Source organism: Pseudomonas ekonensis (assembly GCF_019145435.1).
Classification (GTDB): Bacteria; Pseudomonadota; Gammaproteobacteria; order Pseudomonadales; family Pseudomonadaceae; genus Aquipseudomonas; species Aquipseudomonas ekonensis.
The window spans coordinates 174,285-194,289 of sequence record NZ_JAHSTS010000002.1; the positions used below are offsets into that span (position 1 = coordinate 174,285).

Annotated in this window: 22 protein-coding genes and 1 pseudogene; 11 read left to right on the forward strand and 12 right to left on the reverse strand. The window is 65.7% G+C overall.

The genetic code is table 11. The features are described from left to right. Window positions 1-331 precede the first annotated feature (331 nt). Complete coding sequence (locus KVG96_RS13730; protein WP_217892631.1) at window positions 332-760, forward strand: nuclear transport factor 2 family protein; 429 nt, start codon at window positions 332-334, stop codon at window positions 758-760. Window positions 761-853: 93 nt separating this feature from the next. On the opposite strand, the gene mqo is transcribed toward KVG96_RS13730, so the two are convergent. From mqo to KVG96_RS27795, 3 genes and pseudogenes are all read right to left on the reverse strand, one after another. Then, a complete protein-coding gene (gene mqo / locus KVG96_RS13735; protein ID WP_217892632.1) occupies window positions 854-2,500 on the reverse strand; it encodes a malate dehydrogenase (quinone) in 1,647 nt (548 codons plus the stop codon). 502 nt (window positions 2,501-3,002) lie between these two features. Continuing rightward, window positions 3,003-3,866 carry a methyl-accepting chemotaxis protein gene (locus KVG96_RS27790; RefSeq protein WP_437180517.1) on the reverse strand — a complete coding sequence of 288 codons (864 nt, stop codon included), beginning with the start codon at window positions 3,864-3,866 and terminating at the stop codon, window positions 3,003-3,005. After that, window positions 3,858-4,790 (reverse strand): annotated as a pseudogene (locus tag KVG96_RS27795) (MCP four helix bundle domain-containing protein); the annotation flags it as partial. The gene KVG96_RS27790 and the pseudogene KVG96_RS27795, both read right to left, overlap by 9 nt. 30 nt (window positions 4,791-4,820) lie before the next feature. On the opposite strand from KVG96_RS27795, the gene KVG96_RS13745 reads away from it, so the two are divergent. Together KVG96_RS13745 and KVG96_RS13750 are read left to right on the forward strand one after the other, a co-directional pair. After that, entirely contained in the window at window positions 4,821-5,135 is a 315-nt protein-coding gene (locus KVG96_RS13745) for a DUF2388 domain-containing protein (RefSeq protein ID WP_217892634.1), read from the forward strand. 114 nt (window positions 5,136-5,249) lie between these two features. Further along, window positions 5,250-5,651 carry a hypothetical protein gene (locus KVG96_RS13750; protein ID WP_217892635.1) on the forward strand — a complete coding sequence of 134 codons (402 nt, stop codon included), beginning with the start codon at window positions 5,250-5,252 and terminating at the stop codon, window positions 5,649-5,651. Between the two features lie 9 nt (window positions 5,652-5,660). On the opposite strand, the gene KVG96_RS13755 is transcribed toward KVG96_RS13750, so the two are convergent. Then, window positions 5,661-6,389 carry a tellurite resistance TerB family protein gene (locus KVG96_RS13755; RefSeq protein WP_217892636.1) on the reverse strand — a complete coding sequence of 243 codons (729 nt, stop codon included), beginning with the start codon at window positions 6,387-6,389 and terminating at the stop codon, window positions 5,661-5,663. Window positions 6,390-6,607: 218 nt separating this feature from the next. Between KVG96_RS13755 and pcsA the strand changes: the two genes are divergently transcribed. Further along, the gene (gene pcsA, locus KVG96_RS13760) at window positions 6,608-7,330 is read left to right on the forward strand and encodes a phosphatidylcholine synthase (protein ID WP_217892637.1); all 723 of its coding nucleotides are present in this window, start codon (window positions 6,608-6,610) and stop codon (window positions 7,328-7,330) included. Between the two features lie 9 nt (window positions 7,331-7,339). Next, window positions 7,340-7,726 (forward strand): DUF488 domain-containing protein, encoded by a 387-nt coding sequence (locus tag KVG96_RS13765; RefSeq protein ID WP_217892638.1) that lies wholly within the window; start codon window positions 7,340-7,342, stop codon window positions 7,724-7,726. A 200-nt stretch (window positions 7,727-7,926) separates the two neighbouring features. Here KVG96_RS13765 and KVG96_RS13770 read toward each other — a convergent pair whose 3' ends face one another. From KVG96_RS13770 to KVG96_RS13790, 5 genes are all read right to left on the reverse strand, one after another. Continuing rightward, window positions 7,927-8,739: a class I SAM-dependent methyltransferase gene (locus KVG96_RS13770; protein ID WP_217892639.1), complete on the reverse strand. Its 813-nt coding sequence runs from the start codon at window positions 8,737-8,739 to the stop codon at window positions 7,927-7,929. A 30-nt stretch (window positions 8,740-8,769) separates the two neighbouring features. After that, window positions 8,770-9,042, reverse strand: a complete 273-nt coding sequence (locus KVG96_RS13775; protein ID WP_217892640.1) for a DUF4242 domain-containing protein — start codon at window positions 9,040-9,042, stop codon at window positions 8,770-8,772. 218 nt (window positions 9,043-9,260) lie between these two features. Further along, window positions 9,261-10,475 carry a cytochrome c biogenesis protein DipZ gene (locus KVG96_RS13780; protein ID WP_217892641.1) on the reverse strand — a complete coding sequence of 405 codons (1,215 nt, stop codon included), beginning with the start codon at window positions 10,473-10,475 and terminating at the stop codon, window positions 9,261-9,263. Window positions 10,476-10,538: 63 nt separating this feature from the next. Next, window positions 10,539-10,865 carry a hypothetical protein gene (locus KVG96_RS13785; RefSeq protein WP_217892642.1) on the reverse strand — a complete coding sequence of 109 codons (327 nt, stop codon included), beginning with the start codon at window positions 10,863-10,865 and terminating at the stop codon, window positions 10,539-10,541. Between the two features lie 29 nt (window positions 10,866-10,894). After that, window positions 10,895-11,164, reverse strand: coding sequence for a DUF2790 domain-containing protein (locus KVG96_RS13790; RefSeq protein WP_217892643.1), 270 nt, complete (start codon window positions 11,162-11,164; stop codon window positions 10,895-10,897). A gap of 305 nt (window positions 11,165-11,469) precedes the next feature. On the opposite strand from KVG96_RS13790, the gene KVG96_RS13795 reads away from it, so the two are divergent. After that, window positions 11,470-12,210, forward strand: coding sequence for a response regulator (locus KVG96_RS13795; RefSeq protein WP_085586710.1), 741 nt, complete (start codon window positions 11,470-11,472; stop codon window positions 12,208-12,210). Then, window positions 12,207-13,514 carry a sensor histidine kinase gene (locus tag KVG96_RS13800; protein ID WP_217892644.1) on the forward strand — a complete coding sequence of 436 codons (1,308 nt, stop codon included), beginning with the start codon at window positions 12,207-12,209 and terminating at the stop codon, window positions 13,512-13,514. The genes KVG96_RS13795 and KVG96_RS13800 overlap by 4 nt, the downstream gene beginning before the upstream one ends. 60 nt (window positions 13,515-13,574) lie before the next feature. Here the strand turns inward: KVG96_RS13800 and KVG96_RS13805 are convergent, their stop codons facing one another. Together KVG96_RS13805 and KVG96_RS13810 are read right to left on the reverse strand one after the other, a co-directional pair. Next, a complete protein-coding gene (locus tag KVG96_RS13805; RefSeq protein WP_217892645.1) occupies window positions 13,575-14,318 on the reverse strand; it encodes an HvfC family RiPP maturation protein in 744 nt (247 codons plus the stop codon). Beyond that, window positions 14,305-15,150, reverse strand: a complete 846-nt coding sequence (locus tag KVG96_RS13810) for an HvfB family MNIO-type RiPP peptide maturase (protein WP_217892646.1) — start codon at window positions 15,148-15,150, stop codon at window positions 14,305-14,307. Before KVG96_RS13810 ends, KVG96_RS13805 begins: the two co-directional genes overlap by 14 nt. Before the next feature lie 350 nt (window positions 15,151-15,500). Here KVG96_RS13810 and KVG96_RS13815 point away from each other — a divergent pair, with 350 nt between their 5' ends. Together KVG96_RS13815 and KVG96_RS13820 are read left to right on the forward strand one after the other, a co-directional pair. Beyond that, entirely contained in the window at window positions 15,501-16,547 is a 1,047-nt protein-coding gene (locus KVG96_RS13815) for a class I SAM-dependent methyltransferase (protein ID WP_217892647.1), read from the forward strand. An 81-nt stretch (window positions 16,548-16,628) separates the two neighbouring features. Further along, window positions 16,629-17,486: an NAD-dependent protein deacetylase gene (locus KVG96_RS13820; protein ID WP_217892648.1), complete on the forward strand. Its 858-nt coding sequence runs from the start codon at window positions 16,629-16,631 to the stop codon at window positions 17,484-17,486. A 39-nt stretch (window positions 17,487-17,525) separates the two neighbouring features. On the opposite strand, the gene KVG96_RS13825 is transcribed toward KVG96_RS13820, so the two are convergent. Continuing rightward, window positions 17,526-18,434 carry a LysR family transcriptional regulator gene (locus KVG96_RS13825; RefSeq protein ID WP_217892649.1) on the reverse strand — a complete coding sequence of 303 codons (909 nt, stop codon included), beginning with the start codon at window positions 18,432-18,434 and terminating at the stop codon, window positions 17,526-17,528. Window positions 18,435-18,609: 175 nt separating this feature from the next. On the opposite strand from KVG96_RS13825, the gene KVG96_RS13830 reads away from it, so the two are divergent. Beyond that, on the forward strand, window positions 18,610-19,308 hold the full coding sequence (locus KVG96_RS13830; RefSeq protein WP_217892650.1) for a CoA transferase subunit A: 699 nt from the start codon (window positions 18,610-18,612) through the stop codon (window positions 19,306-19,308). A gap of 24 nt (window positions 19,309-19,332) precedes the next feature. Further along, a complete protein-coding gene (locus KVG96_RS13835; protein ID WP_114882207.1) occupies window positions 19,333-19,998 on the forward strand; it encodes a CoA transferase subunit B in 666 nt (221 codons plus the stop codon). Window positions 19,999-20,005 lie beyond the last annotated feature (7 nt).

The following is a 20,005-nucleotide window of genomic DNA, read 5'->3' on the forward strand; positions in this document are numbered from 1 at the left end:
GCCAGCACACCGATCAGAATGGTCAGCGTCAGAAACCCACCCAGGAAAATCGCCATCTTCGCCATGTTGCTCTCCTCAATGCCAGGTTTGCGGTGCACCGGGCGCTTCGGGATGAAGGCCGCCGCGGATGACCGAACTGCCGGGCTATTTTGAGCGTGTGTCTGTTTGGGTTACAGAGGCAGATTGCGACAGAAAAAGCGGATCAGATGGGCATCTGATCCGTTTGCGCGATGCCCGGACATTCAGCGCGGCATAGAAAGGTGTCCATTCCCGCCCGTTGATCTAGAGTCATGTTCGCCTTTCGAAGAACAACAACAGACAGGAGTGAACCATGGCCGACCTCAACCTGCACCCCAACGCCGCCCGATCCCTGGACCGCTGGCACACGATGATCCGCACCGGCGACCTCTCCGCACTGCCCGAGCTGCTCGACCCCAAGGCGGTGTTCCGCTCGCCGATGGCCCACACGCCCTACCCGGGCGGCCCCGTGGTCGCCATGATCCTCAACACCGTGAGCACGGTGTTCGAGGACTTCGCCTACCACCGGGAACTGGCCACGCCGGACGGTCTGAACGTGGTGCTGGAGTTCAGCGCCAAAGTGGGGAACAAGGAGCTCAAGGGCATCGACATGATCCGTTTCGATGAACAGGGGAAGATCATCGAGTTCGAGGTGATGGTGCGGCCCATGAGCGCGCTGCAGGCGCTGGGAGAGGAAATGGGGCGCCGGCTCGGGGCTTACCTGGCGGCGGCCAGGGCCTGATTCGTCGCCCCCTTCGCCACAGGCAAGACGCCAGGCACAAAAAAGCCCACTGACCGTCACCGGTTCAGTGGGCTTTCTCAATCTGGCGGCTGGTTACAGCGCCATGTCACGTGCAGCGTTTTCCTTCGGCGCCTTGGCCTTGTCGGCCGCAGCGTCCGCCGCCGGGGCAGCCTGGCCGATGACCGGCGGGGTCGGCAGTTCCAGGACCTTGGCGGTGTAGGCCCACTCTTCGGCCACTTTGGCCGGATCGCTGTTCAGCTGGGTGCCGTAGCTTGGAACGATCTGGTGCAGCTTGGCTTGCCACTCGGGGGTGGCGACCTTGTCCTTGAAGACCTTCTGCAGCACGCTCAGCATGATCGGTGCAGCGGTCGAAGCGCCTGGCGATGCGCCCAGCAGACCGGCGATGGTGCCGTCCTGCGAAGCGACGATCTCGGTGCCCAGCTTCAGCACGCCACCGGCCTGCTCGTCGCGCTTGATGATCTGCACGCGCTGGCCGGCCTGCCACAGGCGCCAGTCTTCGGCCTTGGCGTTCGGGAAGTATTCCTTCAGCGCGTTCAGGCGGTCTTCATCCGACAGCATCAGTTGGCCGGCGAGGTACTCGACCAGCGGGTATTCCTTGATGCCGACCTTGGTCATAGGCCAGATGTTGTGGGTGGTGGTGCTGGTCAGCAGGTCCAGGTACGAACCTTCCTTGAGGAACTTGGTGCTGAAGGTCGCGAACGGCCCGAACAGGATGACGCGCTTGCCGTCCAGTACGCGGGTGTCCAGGTGAGGAACGGACATCGGCGGCGCGCCGACGGACGCCTTGCCGTAGGCCTTGGCCAGGTGCTGCTCGGCGATGGCCGGGTTCTCGGTCACCAGGAACGAACCGCCCACCGGGAAGCCGGCGTATTCCTTGGCTTCTTCGATGCCGGACTTCTGCAGCAGGTGCAGGGCACCGCCGCCGGCGCCGATGAACACGAACTTGGCGTCGGTCTCGGTCTTGGTGCCGTCCTTCAGGTTCTTGTAGCTGACGCGCCAGCTGCCGTCGGCGTTCTTGGTGATGTCCTGCACTTCGCTCGACAGCTTCAGGTCGAAGTTCGGCTTGGTCTGCAGGTAGCCGGCGAACTGGCGGGTGATCTCGCCGAAGTTCATGTCGGTGCCCAGCGGGCTCCAGGTGGCCGCGATCTTCTGGTTCGGGTCACGCCCTTCCATCATCAGCGGAACCCACTTCTTGATCACTTCCGGATCTTCGGAGTACTGCATGCCGGCGAACAGCGGGCTCGCCTGCAGGGCTTCGTAGCGTTTCTTCAGGAACTTGATGTTGTCGTCACCCCACACGAAGCTCATGTGCGGCGTGGTGTTGATGAACGAGCGCGGGTTCTTCAGCACGCCCTGGCGAACCTGCCAGGCCCAGAACTGACGGGACACCTGGAACGCTTCGTTGATCTCGACGGCTTTCGGGATCGACACCTTGCCGTTCTCGTCTTCCGGGGTGTAGTTCAGCTCGGCCAGCGCGGAGTGGCCAGTACCGGCGTTGTTCCAGCCGTTGGAGCTTTCCAGGGCGACGCCGTCCAGGCGCTCGACCATCTCCATCGACCAGCCCGGCTCCAGCTCGTTGAGCCACACACCCAGGGTGGTGCTCATGATGCCGCCGCCGATCAGCAGCACGTCCACTTTCTTCGCTTCTTCCGCGTAGGCGGACGACAGCCCCATCGACAAAGCCAGCCCCAGCAAGGCCGTGTTCACTTTCTTAAACATCTGTTGCACCTATGATAAAACGCCTTCCGCCCGCCGCTGTTGTGCGTGTGCGGCCCCTTGTTCGCGACGCTCAGGCCAGCGGCGCGGGTTGCGGCACACTTCAAAATTGACGGGTGGGCACACAAGGCCGACATGCGACATCGGCCTCAGTTATATGTCCCTTCTGAACTGACTTCTTATCATTATTGGCTTCAGCTACTTGAGCGACAGTGATTCCGCCGGCCCGCGAATGGCGGGCCGAACCGAATGAGGTCAAACCAAGTTGGCGCGAAGAATATCACGTCAGGGCCAACCCGCGCGTCTGTTCCCGACTTGGCGGTCTCTTTGCGCCTGCCCCGTTATCGGCCGCGCGGGGCGGAACATGACGGTGGGCCGGGCTCTGACTGAAGCCTTTCAGCCATTTCCACCCCATTTCCGGGTGTCCCATCGCGAGCAGGCTCGCTCCCACAGGGTTCACCGGTGATTCGGCAATGTGTTACTCCGTGTTAACAACGGAAGCCCGTCACAGCCGGAACCGGTCCACCGACTGCGCCAAACGCCCCGCCAGGCTCGACAGTTCATCGGTGGTGCCCGCCGTCTCGCCGATCACCTTGCTGTTGCCCTCGGACATTCCGGCGATCATCTCCACCTGATGGGCGATTTCGTTGCTGGCCTGGCTCTGCTCGCCGATGGTGCGGGTGATGTCGTTGACCAGTTGCGTGGTGTTGAGGGTGGCCTCGAGGATCTCGCGGATGGCGCGCTCGACATCGGCCGTGACCGCCATGCCCTTGTCGACCTGGGCCACGCCGGCCTCCATGCTGCTGACCGCCTCGCGGGTGCTGTTCTGGATGCGTTCGACCATGGCGGCGATTTCCTGGGTCGAGGCGCTCGTGCGGGCCGCGAGGCTGCGCACCTCGTCGGCGACCACTGCGAAACCGCGCCCCTGTTCGCCCGCCCGGGCGGCTTCGATGGCGGCATTGAGCGCCAGCAAATTGGTCTGGTCGGCGATGCTCTTGATCACCTGGATGATGTTGAAGATCCCTTCCGACTCCTGGTCCAGCGTCCGGATGACCTGGGCCGAGCGCTTGGCCGAATGGGCGATGTCCTCCATGTCGCTGACCACCTGGTGGATCACCTGCCCGCCGTTCTTGGCCAGGGTCTCGGCCTGGCTCGCCATGTTCAGGGCCCGCTCGGCGTGGCGGGTGATCTCTTCGATGCTGGCGGTCATCTGGCCTGCGGCGGCGGCCATGGTGCCGGCGGCGGCGCTCTGCTGCTGGCTGCTGTCGGCGACCTGGTGGCAGCCGTGGCTGAGCTGCTCGCTCATGCCGCTGACGCCGTGGGCGTTGCGCCGCACCACGTCGATCATGTCGCGCAGGTCGCGCTGCATGGTGCCCAGGGTGCGGATCAGGCTGCTGGCTTCGTCCCGGCCGGCGGGCTCGGCGATCGGTTCGCTGAGGTTGCCGTGGGCGATGCTCTCGGCGATGCGGCTGGCGGCCCTCAAGGGCCCGGTGATGCCCAGGTACACCCAGCGGCCCTCGGCCAACAGCAGCAGAAGGCTGGCCAGCAGCACGGCGCCGAGGGCGATGTTGGCGCCGCGGATCGCTGCGCCGGTGCCTTCGCCGGTCTGGCGGGTGTTGCTCTCGATCAGTTCGCTGAGGGCGGCCATGCGCTCCTCCAGTTGGCTGAACGCCGTGTTGAACGTGCCCAGTTCCTGCTGCGCCGCCTCGGGGTCGTCCAGCGCCAGGCCGACGATCCGTTCGCCCGCGCCGATGTAGGTGTCCAGGCTCGGCTTGATCTGCTCGAGCGCGGCGCGGATAGTCGGGTTGACCGGCAGCTTGAGGTTCTCGCCCAGCACCTCGCGAAAATGCGCCGCGTGTTCGTTCACCGACTGGCGCACCTCGTCCGCCGTGCTGGTGCTTTTGCCAAGCCCGGTCAGCATCGCCGAGAACACGTCGGCGCGCAGGGCGTCGTGCATCATGTCGGCTTCCAGGTGGTTGCGCAGCGCGGACATGCTCACCGCGCTGTCGTCGAAGGCGGCGGACATCCGCCCGTTCCCCACATAGCTCACCAGACTGACGATCAGCGCCGTCACCAGGCTGGTCGCTATCAGCAGCATCAAGCGCAGTTTGATCGACACCGTGGTTTCCTCCCTGGTCACGCCGCCAATTGAGCCGTCAGTGTTTGAGTTAAGCCTATTTCCGCCGGCCTGCCGCACCGGAACGTCTGCGCGTGTGCCGGCGCCCCGCCGTCCGCCCTCCGGCACGGAACTCCCGCGCCGCCGCGCACCTCTCACATTATGTGGTAAGCCCATTTAGCCGCTTGCTGTTGGAGGTACACCGCCATGCGCCACTTAGTGCTCGTTTCGTCCCTCATCCTCTGCCTGCCCTTCGGCTCGGCCCTGGCCCGCGTGGACGCGGGCGACGTCGCCACTTCGGCAGGGATCTCCGCATCGCTCTACTCGACCTTCAAGGATCACAAAATGGTGATTCCGGCCCGTGACGACCTGTCGGCCTTCGTCGCCAGCGGCGGCGCCATCCGGGGCGTGTACCTGGAATCGGTGCTGCAGCAGGTGCGCCAGGACAACCCAGGCCTTACAGCCAGCGACGAAGAACTGGCCAACGCCATCCTGGCCCATTACGAAGGCCTGTCGCAGTAGGCCCTCGCTCCCGGCAGCGGTGGCCGACCGGATCAGCCACCCTTTCGCCCTGCCGATGGACGGCAGGCGGGCGAGCATGGGCAAAACCGTCGGACGGCCTCTATGATGGAGGCCATGACGATTTGCGCACCGATCCGTTCCCCCTGCCCTCCCGGCGCCTGCAATTGCGGGCGCGATCCGCTGCTGGAGAATCCCGGCGCGGATGTGCGCATCCTGATGCTGACCCGTCAGGAGGAAAAGCGCCTGCTCGAGCGCCTGGAGAACCTGCAGAGCCTGGCCGACCTCGAACGCCTGCAAGGCCGGATGTTCGAGCAGTTGGGCATCCGCGTGAGCATCTCGCCGGGCGCCAGCGAAGTGCGCACGATGCGCGGCATCGCCATCGACATCGATGAGCTGCCCGGCCTGTGCCGCAAGACCCGCCAGTCGATTCCGGCCGCCATCCGCCGCGGGCTGGAGCGCCATCCCGAAGTCGCCTTCGCGCTGCTCAACGCCCACGACCTGCTGCGCGACGCCTGACGGCTCCGGTCAGGCACCGCCGCCCTTGGCCTGCTGCTCCAGGTGCACCTGCAGATCGGGATCGATCCCCAGGGCCGCCGCCAGCTCGTCCAGATAATTGCGTTCGGCCTCCTGCTGATCGTCCACCAACATCACACTGGCCAGGTACATCTCGGCGGCCATCGCCGGATCGCCCTGGGCCGACTGCGCCACCTCCGCAGGATCCAGCGGTTTGGCCACTTCGGCGTCGAGCCATGCCTGCAGTTGCGGATCATCGGTGTGGCGGCCGATTTCGCTGCTGATCATATGTTTTTCCGACTCGTCGATGCGCCCGTCGGCCTTGGCCGCGGCGATCAGCGCACGCAGCACCGCGTGGCTGTGTTCCTCGACCTGCGGGCCGGAGAGCATGTCCGCGGTCTGCGGCGTCTGTTGCGGGGCGGCGCTGGCCTGGCTGCGTTGCCAGGCCTGGTACGCCTGGAACGCCATCATCCCGAGCGAGGCCAGCGCCGCGTAGTTGGTGCCGCCGGAGCGGCCCTGAGCGCCACCGCCCAACGCCCCGCCCCCCAGCAGCCCGCCAAGCAACCCGCCCAGACCGCCCAACCCGCCGGCGGGCGCTCCGCCTCCGCTGTTGCCGCCGCCCAGCAAGCCACCGAGCAGGCCGCCGAGTCCGCCCAGGCCGTCGCCGGCCGAAGCGCCGCGTTGTTGTCCCGCAGAGGCCTGGCCCCGCAGCAGTTGTTCAAGCAAATCGCTGGTGTTCATGACGGTGTCCTCCGTAGGCGCGTATGCGTCTGGCAACGATAGTCCTGCGCTGCCGCAGCGCCAGCACCGTTTGGCTGAAGCGCCGGGCCGGGGGGCGATTTCTCCAGCGTCATTTTTGCGCAGCCAGCTAACATTCATTGAGGGTGAACCTTATCCCGGCCCCACCGGTCGATACCTGCAACCCGACCCGGCCCGCTTCACTTTCTGGAGAACGCCCCGTGATATCGACCGTCCACATCGCCAGGCTCAAGGCCTGGGGCGCCCACGGATTCACCGCGACCGGCGTGGTCACCGCTTTCCTGGCCACCCTCGCGCTGCTGGAGAACCAGCCGACCCATTGCCTGATGTGGCTGGGCGTTGCGCTGATCGTCGACGGCCTGGACGGGGCGCTGGCGCGCAAGGTCAACGTGCAGTCGGTGCTGCCGAGCTTCGACGGCTCGATCCTCGACCTGGTGATCGACTACCTGACGTACGTGTTCATCCCCGCGCTGTTCATCTACCGCTACATTCCCCTGCCCGACTACACCCTGTTGCTGACGGTGTCGCTGATCCTGGTGTCGTCGCTGTTCTGCTTCTGCAACGTCAACATGAAGAGCAAGGACAACTACTTCGTCGGCTTCCCCGCCGCGTGGAACGTAGTCGCGCTGTGCCTGTACATCATTGCGCCAGGGCCGTGGCTCACCCTGCTGACGGTGGTCGGCCTGGCGCTGCTGACCGTGACCCGAATGAAGTTCCTGCACCCGTTCCGCGTGCGCCGGTTCATGCCGATCAACATCGCGGTGACGGCCATCTGGCTGCTGTGCAGCCTGTCGCTGGTGCTCAACCATCCGGTGATCAACCCGTTCGTGATGGGGCTGTGGCTGCTGATGTCGGCGTACTTCCTCGGGATCTGCGTCTGGCGCACGGCGCTGGAGTGGTTCGACGGCGCTCACCTGAAATAGAGGTTTCTCATGCCGATCCGCATCGTGCGCCTGGGCTCGCCCCGCGCACCCGAAGAAGGCCTGCGCCTGGGCACCGTGCGCCGCCCGCCGCGCGGGGTGCCCAAGGCCGAGTTCGCCCGCCGTGATTTCTATGATGTGTGGCAGCCGCTGCTGTCGCCCAGCGCCGACCTGGTGGCCGAAGCGCTGCACGCCGAGGACGCCAAGGCCTGGGCCGCGTTCGTGCGCAAGTTCAAGGCCGAGATGAAACAGCCGGCGGCGAGCCAGATGCTGGATCTGCTGGCGGCGCTGTCGCACCAGACTTCGTTCGCCCTTGGCTGCTATTGCGAAGAGGAGTCCCACTGCCACCGTTCGGTGCTGCGCGAATTGCTGGTGGCGCGGGGGGCGCAGGTCAGCTGAGCGTTGCCGCGAGTCCTTCGTTGCCTGCCCCGCCGCTATCGCTGGCAAGCCAGCTCCCACAGCATCCGGGGCGTTCGCATCAACGGCGGACAACCGCAGTCCCTGTGGGAGCTGGCTTGCCAGCGATAGCGATGGCCGCCTCGATGCAGGCAACCGCTCTACCGGCACTCGTCGCAGCACCTCACTTGCAGGAACAGGCCTCAGCGTTTGGCGATGACCACCTCCAGGTATTCGCTCGGCACCACCAGCGACTTTTCCCCGCCCCGGTTCAGGCTGTTGAGCAATTGGGCCAGATCGCTTTCCAGCGCCAGCCCGCTTTCCGGCGGCAGCGCGGCGAAGGCTTTGTGCACCGGTCCGTACCAGTGGCGGAAAATGTCGATGAAGTGCGCCGCCGAGCGGTAGCGGAAGTTGAAGTGGCGCCGCGTCACCTGAACCGCAAAATGGCGATCGTCGAAACGGGCGTGCAACCAGGCTTCCGTCCCCCAGTTCGAAGGCGGCTGGGCGCCGGCCGGCGGCGGCAGGTGCCGGCCCAGGGTCTTGAACATCTGGCCGACGAACCCTTCCGGGGTCCAGTTGGCCAGGCCGATCCGCCCGCCCCGTCGGCAGACCCGCCCCAGTTCGCTGGCCGCCTTGTCCTGGTCCGGTGCGAACATCACGCCGAAGGTCGACAGCACCGCGTCGAAACTGCTGTCGGCGAACGGCAGCGCTTCGGCGTCCGCCACCTGAAAGGTCACGTCCAGGTGTTCGGCGCGGGCCCGGTCCTGGCCGCGTTCGAGCAGCGCCGCGACGTAGTCGGTGGACGTCACCAGCGCGCCGCGCCGTGCCGCCGCCAGCGTCGCGTTGCCGTTGCCGGCGGCGACGTCCAGCACTTCTTCGTCGCAGCGCAGGTCGCAGGCCTCGGCGAGATTTTCGCCGACGATCTGCAAGGTGGTGCCGATCACGGCGTAGTCGCCGCTGGCCCAGGCGACTTTCTGGCGTTCCTTCAGGGCAGAGAGATCAATGGGGGTACTCATGATGCGCAGCTCCGCTGACGGTGGCCCGGCTCATTCGGCCGTGGTCGGGTCGATGATGCTCGTCACCTGCGACACGCTGTTGGCGGGGAATCCGCCCAGCCTGGCGTGCTCGCGAACCAGCGCTTCATCGGGGGCGATGTACACGCAGTAGATCTTGTCGCCGGTGACGTAGCTGTGCAGCCACTGCACCTGCGGCCCCAACTCACGCAACACCTGGCAGGACGTCTGCGAAACGGATTTGAGTTCTTGCGGCGAGAGCTTTCCGGCCCCTGGAATCTCGCGTTCAATCACAAACTTCGGCATGGCAACCTCGCTTGCTTCTCATCGGTGCTTGCGCCGGCAGTGGCGCAACCCGATCACTATCGCGCCGGGGGCGGCCGGCGTCCTTGCCAATCGTCCGGAGAGCCCGCAAAACCGGGGCTTTGCCGATGAGCGGCGGGGTTTTGTAAAGGCGCCGAAACACAACCGCGCCAACGGAAAACGGCCCGGGGCTTTCGCCTGCGGGCCGTCGGCTTGCGCGGTCATGCGGCCGGCGCTTTCGCCTCTTCCAGCAACTGCCGGATCAGCTGCTCCTGGGCCTCGTAGCGGCCTTCGCCGAAGTGGGTAAAGCGCACCTGCCCCTTGGCATCGATCAGGTAATGCGCCGGCCAGTACTGGTTGTCGAAATGGCGCCAGATCGCGTAGTCGTTGTCGATGGCCACCGGGTAGGTGATGCCGAGCTTCTTCACCTGATCCTTGACGTTGTCGATGATCCGCTCGTAGCCGTATTCCGGCGTGTGCACGCCGATCACCACCAGGCCGTCCTTGCCGTACTTCTCTTCCCACGCCTTGACGTACGGCAGGGTGTGCTGGCAGTTGATGCAGTCGTAGGTCCAGAAGTCCACCAGCACCACTTTGCCGCGCAGGGATTCGGCCGTCAGCGGCGGCGAGTTCAGCCACTGCACGGCGCCGGACAGGGACGGCGTCGTGCCCTTGCCTTCATCCTCCATGGCCGAGTCCGCGCGCACCTTGCTGATGAAGTAGTCGACCACCTTCGGCACGTTCTCCAGCACGCCCTTCTCGACCGACGCCACACCTTCGGACGACGTGCTGGCCAGCAGGGGCTTGTCGGCGCCGGTGGCGATCACGGCGGCGGTGGCCAGCACCGCCACGCCGGCACCGCGACGCAACCAACCGGTGAACGGGATCGACGGTTTGAGCCGGTTGACCAGCCCGCGTCCGGCGAAGATCAAGGTGCCCAGCGACAGCGCACTGCCCGCGCCGTAGGCCAGCAGCAACAGGCTGGTCTGGGCGTTGGCGCCTTGCAGCATGGCACCGGTGAGGATCACGCCCAGGATCGGCCCGGCGCAGGGTGCCCACAACAGGCCGGTGGCGACGCCGAGCATGATCGAGCCCATGGGCCCGGCCTTTTTCCGGGCGTCCGGATCGAGGCGGTTGCCGAGCAGGACGAAGGGACGCGACAGCCAGTCGCCGACCCGTGCCGAGATCAGCGACAGGGCGAACAGCACCATCACGAACAGCGCGATGTGGCGGCCGGTGTTGCTGGCCTGGATCACCCACTCACTGCTGACCACCGCCAGGCTGGAGACCAGCGCAAAGGTCAGGGCCATGCCGCCGAGGGTCAGCAGAATCGAGGAACGGCTGCGGTGGGCGCCGGCGAACAGGAACGGCACCACCGGCAGGATGCAGGGGCTGAGGACGGTCAGCAGGCCGCCCAGAAAAGCGATGAGGAGCATGGGAGTCACCTTGATGTCGGGCGGTGGCGAGGGAACTCGGGCCCTCGCCACAGGGGTTGGCGGTCAGGCGTTCTGGCTGTCCAGCCATTGGCTCTGGGGTGTGCGGCTGGCGCCGTTCTCGGCCACCATCTGGCCCTGCGGCGTGCGGCTTGAGCCGTCAGCGGCCACCATCTGGCCCTGCGGCGTGCGGCTTGAGCCGTCAGCGGCCACCATCTGGCCTTGCGGCGTGCGGCTGGAGCCGTCGGAAGCGAGGCCTTGCTTGGCCAGCGGCGTCAGTTGGAAGCAGGTGCCGTTGCCGCAGTTGTGCTGCTCGACGGCGGCGTTGGCGTGGGCGGCGACGCCGGCGAAGGCAAAGGCGAAAGCGGTCAGAAAGCGCGATACGTTGTTCATGGCGTGGATCCTTAAATGAAAGTGGGCACTCAGTTTTCGTTGTGGCAGCCGTCGCCGAATTTGCTGTAATCGAGTACACGGGTCTGCCCGGCCGAGTCGAGGTAGGTCATGCGGGCGTCGACGATGCCGCAGGTCCCTGGGTTGCTTTCTTTCATGGAGATCACTTTCCGGATGTCCAGATGCGTGCCGTAGGTGTAGGTTTGCGCAGCGACATCAGTCTCGGCGCGGGCCGACAGGGTGCAGATGTTCAGGGCGGCGAACAGGCAAGCGGCAGCGATGGTCTTGGTCTTGGCGTTCATGGCGTTTTCCTCGGGCGTCAATGGATGATTCGTTGTCCGGGCCCGGCGTCTGTGCCGTGCCTCGATGGAGCTCATTGAACGCTGGCGAGGTATCGCGCTTGTGTCGGCAAACGGCCGCGTATCCATGGCTGTGTATCTGCGCAGGCCGGGGATACACAGCGATACAAAACCCTGGAAAAATCCGCTTTTTGCGTCAGCCTGTATCCGTCTGCGCGCCAGATACACTGCAATACAAACCCAGGCAGGCGGGCCCTTCGGGGCTCGATAGACTGCGCGTCATCCCCCTTTGATTGAGGTTTGGCCCCATGGATCATGTCGATCACATCCTCATCGTCGACGACGACCGCGAGATCCGCGAGCTGGTCGGCAATTACCTGAAGAAGAACGGCCTGCGCACCACCGTGGTCGCCGACGGCCGGCAGATGCGCAGCTTCCTGGAAGCCAACACCGTGGACCTGATCGTGCTCGACATCATGATGCCCGGCGACGACGGCCTGCTGCTGTGCCGCGAGCTGCGCGCGGGCAAGCACAAGGCCACGCCGATCCTGATGCTCACCGCGCGCAACGACGAGACCGACCGCATCCTGGGCCTGGAGATGGGCGCCGACGACTACCTGACCAAACCCTTCGCCGCCCGCGAACTGCTGGCGCGGATCAACGCCGTGCTGCGCCGCACGCGCATGCTGCCGCCGAACCTGGTGGTCACCGAGACCGGCCGCCTGCTGGCGTTCGGCCGCTGGCAGCTGGACACCTCCGCCCGCCACCTGCTGGACAAGGACGGCACCCTGGTCGCCCTGAGCGGCGCAGAGTACCGTCTGTTGCGGGTGTTCCTCGACCATCCGCAGCGGGTGCTCAGCCGCGACCAGTTGCTCAACCTGACCCAGGGCCGCGAGGCCGATCTGTTCGACCGTTCCATCGACCTGCTGGTCAGCCGCCTGCGCCAGCGCCTGCTGGACGACGCCCGCGAACCGGCCTACATCAAGACCGTGCGCAGCGAAGGCTATGTGTTCTCCTTGCCGGTCGAAGTCCTCGGAGCCCCTGCATGAACCTTGCCCTGCGCTGGCCGCGCACCCTCGCCTCCCGGTTGTCGCTGATTTTCCTGATCGGGCTGATCCTCGCCCAGGCGCTGTCGTTCGGCGCGCAGTACTACGAGCGCTACGAAAGCGCCAAGCACACCATGCTCGGCAACCTGGAGACCGACGTCTCGACCTCCATCGCGATCCTCGACCGCCTGCCGGCCGAGGAGCGTCCGGCCTGGCTCAAGCGCCTGGCCCGGCCCAACTACGGCTACCTGTTGAGCGAGGGCGAACCCGGCACTCCGATCGGCGCCGGCGACGTGCCGGTGGCGGTCACGTCCATCACCGACGCCATCGGCGACGCCTACCCGCTGACGTTCACCGACATCCCCGGCCCCAGGAAACACTTTCAGGGCCACCTGCACCTGGGCGACGGCAGCCCGGTGACCATCGACGTGTGGCCGTCGATGGCGCCGCTCTCGCCCTGGCTGCCGGTGGTGCTGATCGGCCAACTGGCCCTGATGCTGGTCTGCACCTGGCTGGCGGTGCGCATCGCGATCCGTCCCCTCACCCGCCTGGCCAATGCGGTGGAGACCCTCGACCCCAACGCCCACCCGATCAACCTGGACGAAAAGGGCCCCAACGAAGTGGCCTACGCGGCCCGGGCGTTCAACGCGATGCAGGCGCGCATCGCCGCCTACCTGAAGGAGCGCATGCAACTGCTCGCGGCGATTTCCCACGACCTGCAGACCCCGATCACGCGGATGAAACTGCGGGCCGAGTTCATGGACGACTCCGCCGAGAAAGACAAACTCTGGAACGACCTCGGCGAGATGGAGCACCTGGTGCGCGAGGGCGTGGCCTACGCCCGCAGCATCCACGGTTCCACCGAAGAGAGCCGGCGCACCCACCTGGACTCGTTCCTCGACAGCCTGGTGTTCGACTACCAGGACATGGGCAAGGACGTGCAACTGGGCGGCAAGACTGATGCGGTGATCGACACCCGTCCCCATGCCTTGCGCCGGGTGCTGGTCAACCTCACCGACAACGCCTTGAAGTTCGCCGGCGCCGCCGAACTGTGGGTCGAGCGACAGGACGGCAATCTTTCGGTGAAAGTCATGGACCGCGGCCCCGGCATCGCCGAAGAGGAACTGGCCCAGGTGATGGAGCCGTTCTACCGCGTGGAGAACTCGCGCAACCGCAGCACCGGCGGCACCGGCCTGGGCCTGGCCATCGCCCAGCAACTGGCGATGGCTTTGGGCGGCTCGCTGAACCTGAGCAACCGCGAAGGCGGCGGACTGTGCGCCGAACTCAGGCTCCCCCTCCAGGCGTGAGGCAAAAATGAGCCCGCGTTGAGCGGGCTTTTTGGCCGACGTAGCGGGCAGGCCGGCGTGTCACCCCACCACACCGTCGTCATGCAACTGGCGCAGCAACGCCAGCCCACTGTCCAGGAACACCGCTGTGGCGGGCAACCCGGCTTCGCTCGCCAGCGCCTCGAGGTGCTCGACCCCGGTCATCTGCGGCCACTCGCCGATCCGTTGCAGCAGACGCCAGGCCAACGGGCTCAACTCGGAAAACCTCACGCTGAAATCCGCCGTGCGCCTGACCAGCAACAGGGTGGGTTCGGCGGGCGGCGCAATCGGCTGATAATCCGGGCCAAGTTTCTGCACCGGCCAGGCGTAGGCCAGCGGCCAGGCCAACGGCGACACCTGCAACGGGCGGGACAGCAGCGACTCGACGTCGCCCGGCGGCAAGGGCTGCGCATCGGACTGCTGCAACACCATCTCCACCCATTCGTAATGGGCCAGTTCCACCAGGAACCCTGGCCACGGGCCTTCGCCCGGCACGTCCGCCCGGTCGGCGAGGTAGCCGACAAAGGTTTCGGCGATTTCACCGAACTTCGGTGTCTGCGCACGGTGGTCCCGCAGAAAGCCGCGGATCAATGTGCGCCAGGCGTCCTGGCCGATGATCCGGATCAGCACCGGAAAGGTGCCGCCCAGCAACTGCGAAACATTGTTGAACACCAGGTCGCGGTACACCTCGACCCGCGCCGCCTTCATGCCGGGCGGAGGCGACTGGTTGTCCGGATCTCGCAGATAACGGGTCAAGGCCAGTTGTTGCCGCTCAAGGCTGTCCATGCTGACCTCCTTCAGCTTGCAGGCGGCGGATGGTCCGCAGTTCAGCCACCAGGTCGGAGAACGCCGGGAAGTTGAAGTCCCGTTCGAGCAGCGTCGGCTGCACGCCGAAACGGGCGTAGGCCCTGGACAGCAACGACCACACCACCGGTTTCACCGGGGCGCCGTGGGTGTCGATCTTCAGCGTGTCGGACTCATCGAAATGCCCGGCCACGTGCATGCCGACCACCCTGCCCGGCTCGATGGCATTGAGCAGGGTCAACGGGTCGAACCCGTGGTTGACCGAGTTGACGTAGACGTTGTTGACGTCCAGCAGCAGGTCGCAGTCGGCCTCGCGCAGCACGGCGTTGGTGAAGGTCGCTTCGTCCATGTCCTGCCGGGGGGCGGCGTAATAGGAAACGTTTTCCACCGCCAGCCGCCGGCCGAGGATGTCCTGGGCCTGGCGGATCCGCGCGGCGACGTGGTGCACCGCCTCTTCGGTGAACGGCAACGGCAGCAGGTCGTAGAGGTGGCCGTCGTCGCTGCAGTAGCTCAGGTGTTCGCTGTACAGCGGCACTTCGTAGCGGTCGAGGAACGCGCGCACCTCGTGCAGGAAACCGGTGTCCAGCGGCGCCGGGCCGCCCAGGGACAGCGACAGGCCGTGGCACGACAGCGGGTAGCGTTCAGCCAGTTCGCGCAACGCCGCGCCATGGGCGCCGCCGACGCCGATCCAGTTTTCCGGCGCGACCTCAAGGAAGTCGAAATCGCCGGTGCGGGCGGCCCGCAGGTCTTTGATCAGGCCACGGCGCAGGCCGAGCCCGACACGGGGCGGTACGGTGGGGTGTTGAGTCTGCATGGGCAAAGTCTCGGTTGAGGCGCCGCCGGGGATGGCGGTTGACCGGCCCAGTAGGCACCCTGGCTGTGTCGCGGCTGTGTGGCCGGCCGGGCGAAGGTCGGCGGTTTTGTATCGCAAGCGGGGCCATACACACTGGGATACACGCCGGCGGTGGCCCCGGGGCAAAAATCCGACGTCCGCCCTCGGTTCGGGGTGAGTGTTTTGCCATCACGGGACTAGACTCAAACATTACCCAGTCGAGGGGGCCGCAGGGCGCCGCTTGCGCCCGATTCCATGACCACCGCCCGGTGGCGATCGCCTCGACGCCCGCACAGCCGCCGGAGCGTGATCCTGCAACAGGAGCACCTGTGATGGACGAGGCCAGACTCAACGAGTTCATGGGCAAACTGGTCAACGACATGGGCGGCGCGGCGATGCTGGCCAATGTCATCGTCGGCGAAGAGCTCGGCCTGTACCGGGCGATGGCCGACAGCCAGCCGATCAGCCCGGAAACCCTCGCCGAAAAGACCGCCTGCAACACCCGCCTGGTGCGCGAATGGCTCAGCGCCCATGCCGCCTCCGGCTACATGGAACACCTGGACGGAAAATTCCGACTCCCCGAAGAACAGGCCCTGGCCCTGGCCATCGAAGATTCGCCGGTGTACGTCGCCGGCGGCCTCGGGGTGGTCGCGTCGTTTTTCCACGACAAGGACAAACTGGTCAAAGCCATGCGCGGCAACGGCGCCCTGCCCTGGGGCGACCACCATCCGTGCATGTTCACCGGCACCGAGCGGTTCTTCCGCCCAGGCTACAAGGGGCACCTGATCGCCGAGTGGCTGCCGGCGCTGGACGGCGTGGTGGCCAAGCTTGAGGAAGGCGCCAAGGTCGCCGACGTCGGCTGCGGCCATGGCGCCTCCACGGTGATCATGGCCCAGGCCTACCCCAATTCGAGCTTCATCGGTTTCGACTACCACGCGCCCTCGGTGACCGTCGCCACCCAACGCGCCGAAGAAGGCGGAGTCAGCAGCCGGGCGCGGTTCTTCCAGGGCACGGCGAAAAACTTTCCCGGCGACGGCTACGACCTGATCTGCTACTTCGACTGCCTGCACGACATGGGCGACCCGGTCGGCGCGGCGCGCCACGCGTATGACTCGCTGAAGGACGACGGCACGGTCTTGCTGGTCGAGCCGTTCGCCAACGATACGCTGGACGACAACATCAACCCGGTCGGCCGATTGTTCTATGCCGCGTCGACGTTCATCTGCACCCCGAACTCGCTGTCCCAGGAAGTCGGCCTCGGGCTCGGCGCGCAGGCCGGCGAGCTGCGTTTGCGCAAGGTGTTCAGCGAGGCGGGGTTCAAGCAGTTCCGGCGGGCCACGCAGACGCCGTTCAACCTGATACTGGAGGCGCGCAAGTAGCGCGGCCGTGGAGAGGGAGCACGCTCCCTCTCCACGGCAGGTGCTAATCTGCATGCACCTTCTGCCTGCGGAGCCTCGGTCATGACCGACCGTTCCTGTCCCGAAAGTTCCAACCCCGACGCCTTCACCCACTTGCTGGAAGCCATGGCCGGCGGTGACTTCGTGGTGCTCACCGGCGCCGGCATCAGCACCCCGTCCGGCATCCCCGACTACCGCGACAGCGACGGCGTGCGCCGTGGCCGCCAGCCGATGATGTACCAGGAGTTCCTCGCCGCCCCCGAATCCCGCCGCCGCTACTGGTCCCGGGCCATGCTCGGCTGGCCCCGGGTGCGCCAGGCCCGGCCGAACGCGGCCCACCAGGCGCTGGCCAGCTTGCAGGAGCACGGCCTGATCAACGGGGTGATCACCCAGAACGTCGATACCCTGCACGACCGCGCCGGCAGCCGCGACGTGATCGAACTGCACGGCAGCCTGCACCGGGTGCTCTGCCTGGACTGCGGCCGGCGCAGCGAACGGGACTCGATCCAGCAATGGATGGAAACGCGGAACCCTTACCTGGCCGGCGTCGATGCGGTGCAGGCGCCGGATGGCGACACCCTGCTCGATCCGGCCTTCGAGGCGCGTTTCCAGATGCCCCGCTGCCCCCATTGCGACGGCGAACGGATGAAGCCGGACGTGGTGTTCTTCGGCGAGAACGTCGCCCAGCCCACGGCGGCGCAGGCCATGGCGGCAGTGGAACGGGCAGCCGGGATGCTGGTGATCGGCTCGTCCCTGATGGCGTTTTCGGCCTTTCGCCTGTGCCGGGCGATCGCCGACCGGGGCAAGCCGCTGATCGCGATCAACCTGGGCAAGACCCGGGCGGATGATTGGCTGGACCTGAAGATCGAAGGTTCGTGCGAAGTGTTGTTGCCGCGCCTGGTGCAACGCCTGACCCCATGACGGCCGTTGTGGGAGCCAGTTTACTGGCGATGGCGTCCGTCAAGGCATCGCAGGCCCCAGGCGCTGGCCGAGGTTTTCCTGGCGCAGGATGTCGAACAGCGCCTGCGCCGCCGCCGACAGTTCGTTGCCCGGCTCGGTCAGCACACCGATGGCCCGCTCCACCACCGGTTCGCGCAAGGTCAGGCAGCACGCGCCCAGTTCCTGCATCTGCACCGCACACAGGGCCGGCACGGCGCTCACGCCCAGGCCGCTGGCGACCATCCTTCCGACCGTCGCCAGTTGATGGCTTTCGAACTCCACCGGCAGTTTCATGCCCCGGGCCTGCAAGTGCTCCTCGAGCATCACCCGCACCGTGGACGGTCGCTGCAACGTGATGAACGGTTGCTCGAGCAAGGTCAGCCAGTCGATCTCCTGGCGCCCGGCCCAAGGCGAATCCTGCGGCACCACCGCCACGAAGCGGTCGGTGTACAGCGGCGTGAAGCTCAACGACGTGCTCTGCATCGGCTCGAACGCCACCCCCAGTTCCACCTGGCGGTCGCGCACCATCTCCAGCACCTGTTCGTTGATCACATCGTTGACCGTGACGTTGACGTTCGGGTAACGCGCACGGAAATTCTTCAGGATCGGCGGCAGCAGGTTGCCGGCGAACGACGGCATCGCCGCCAGCGTCACCCGCCCCCGCTGCAGGCTGAAGCGCTGGCGCATTTCGTCCTCGGCGTTGTCCCAGTCGGCGATCAGGCGCCGGGCCAGCGGCAGCAGGGATTCGCCCTCCGGGGTCAGCGCCACGTTGCGGGTGTTGCGGCTGAACAGGCGTCCGCCCAGCCCCTCTTCCAGCGCCTTGATGGTCAGGCTCAGCGCCGACTGCGACAGGTGCAGGCGCTCGCAGGCCACGGCGAAGCTCAGGCTCTGGGCCACGGCGAGGAAGGCGCGGATCTGTTTGATGGTCATGGTCGCGTTGCTCCAGTTGTAAGCCGCAAGCGTTAAGCTGCAAGACGAGGGACGATGATTAATTGAGTTTTATCAATCAATCCACCCTAAAAATCAACTTAACAAATATATCGTCCGGCGAGACACTCCAACCATCCGGCTAGCCAGCCGCCTACCCACAATAAAAGAGGTGCCTATGGCAGGTTTCGACAAGCGCGTGTACTCCTACGAGGAGGCTCTGGCCGGCCTCAAGGACGGCATGACCGTGATTTCCGGCGGCTTCGGCCTGTGCGGCATCCCCGAAAACCTGATCGCCGAGATCAAGCGCAAGGGCACCCGCGACCTCACCGTCGTCTCCAACAACTGCGGCGTCGACGGCTTCGGACTCGGTGTGCTGCTGGTGGACCGGCAGATCCGCAAGGTGGTGGCTTCCTACGTCGGCGAGAACAAACTGTTCGAAGAACAGCTGCTCAACGGCGACATCGAAGTCGTCCTCACTCCGCAAGGCACCCTGGCCGAGAAAATGCGCGCCGGCGGCGCGGGCATCCCGGCCTTCTTCACCGCCACCGGCGTCGGCACCCCGGTGGCCGAAGGCAAGGAAGTGCGTGAGTTCCACGGCCGCAAATACCTGATGGAAGAGTCCATCACCGGCGACTTCGCCATCGTCAAAGGCTGGAAGGCCGACCACTTCGGCAACGTCATCTACCGCCACACCGCCCAGAACTTCAACCCGCTGGCCGCCACCGCCGGCAAGATCACCGTGGTCGAGGTCGAAGAGATCGTCGAACCCGGCGAGCTGGATCCGTCGCAGATCCACACCCCCGGCATCTACGTCGACCGGCTTATTTGCGGCACGTTCGAAAAGCGCATCGAACAGCGCACCATCCGCAAATAACTCAGGCTGACGGAGAACAAGAACATGGCACTTTCCCGCGAACAAATGGCTCAACGCGTCGCCCGCGAAATGCAGGACGGCTACTACGTGAACCTCGGCATCGGCATCCCGACCCTGGTCGCCAACTACATCCCCGAAGGCATGGAAGTCATGCTGCAATCGGAAAACGGCCTGCTCGGGATGGGCCCTTTCCCAACTGAAGACACCATCGATGCCGACATGATCAACGCCGGCAAACAGACTGTGACCGCGCGGATCGGCGCGTCGATCTTTTCCTCGGCCGAGTCCTTCGCGATGATTCGCGGCGGTCACGTCGACCTGACTGTGCTCGGCGCGTTCGAAGTGGACGTACAAGGCAACATCGCCTCGTGGATGATCCCCGGCAAACTGGTCAAGGGCATGGGCGGCGCGATGGACCTGGTGGCCGGCGCCGACAACATCATCGTCATCATGACCCACGCCTCCAAGGACGGTGAATCCAAGTTGCTCAGCCAGTGCAGCCTGCCGCTGACCGGCGCCGGTTGCATCAAGCGCGTCCTGACCGACCTCGCCTACCTTGAAATCGAAAATGGCGCTTTTGTCCTCAAGGAACGCGCACCTGGCGTCAGCGTCGAGGAAATCGTCGCCAAAACCGCTGGTAAACTTGTCGTCCCGGATCACGTACCGGAAATGCAGTTCGCTGCCGAGTGAGGAATTC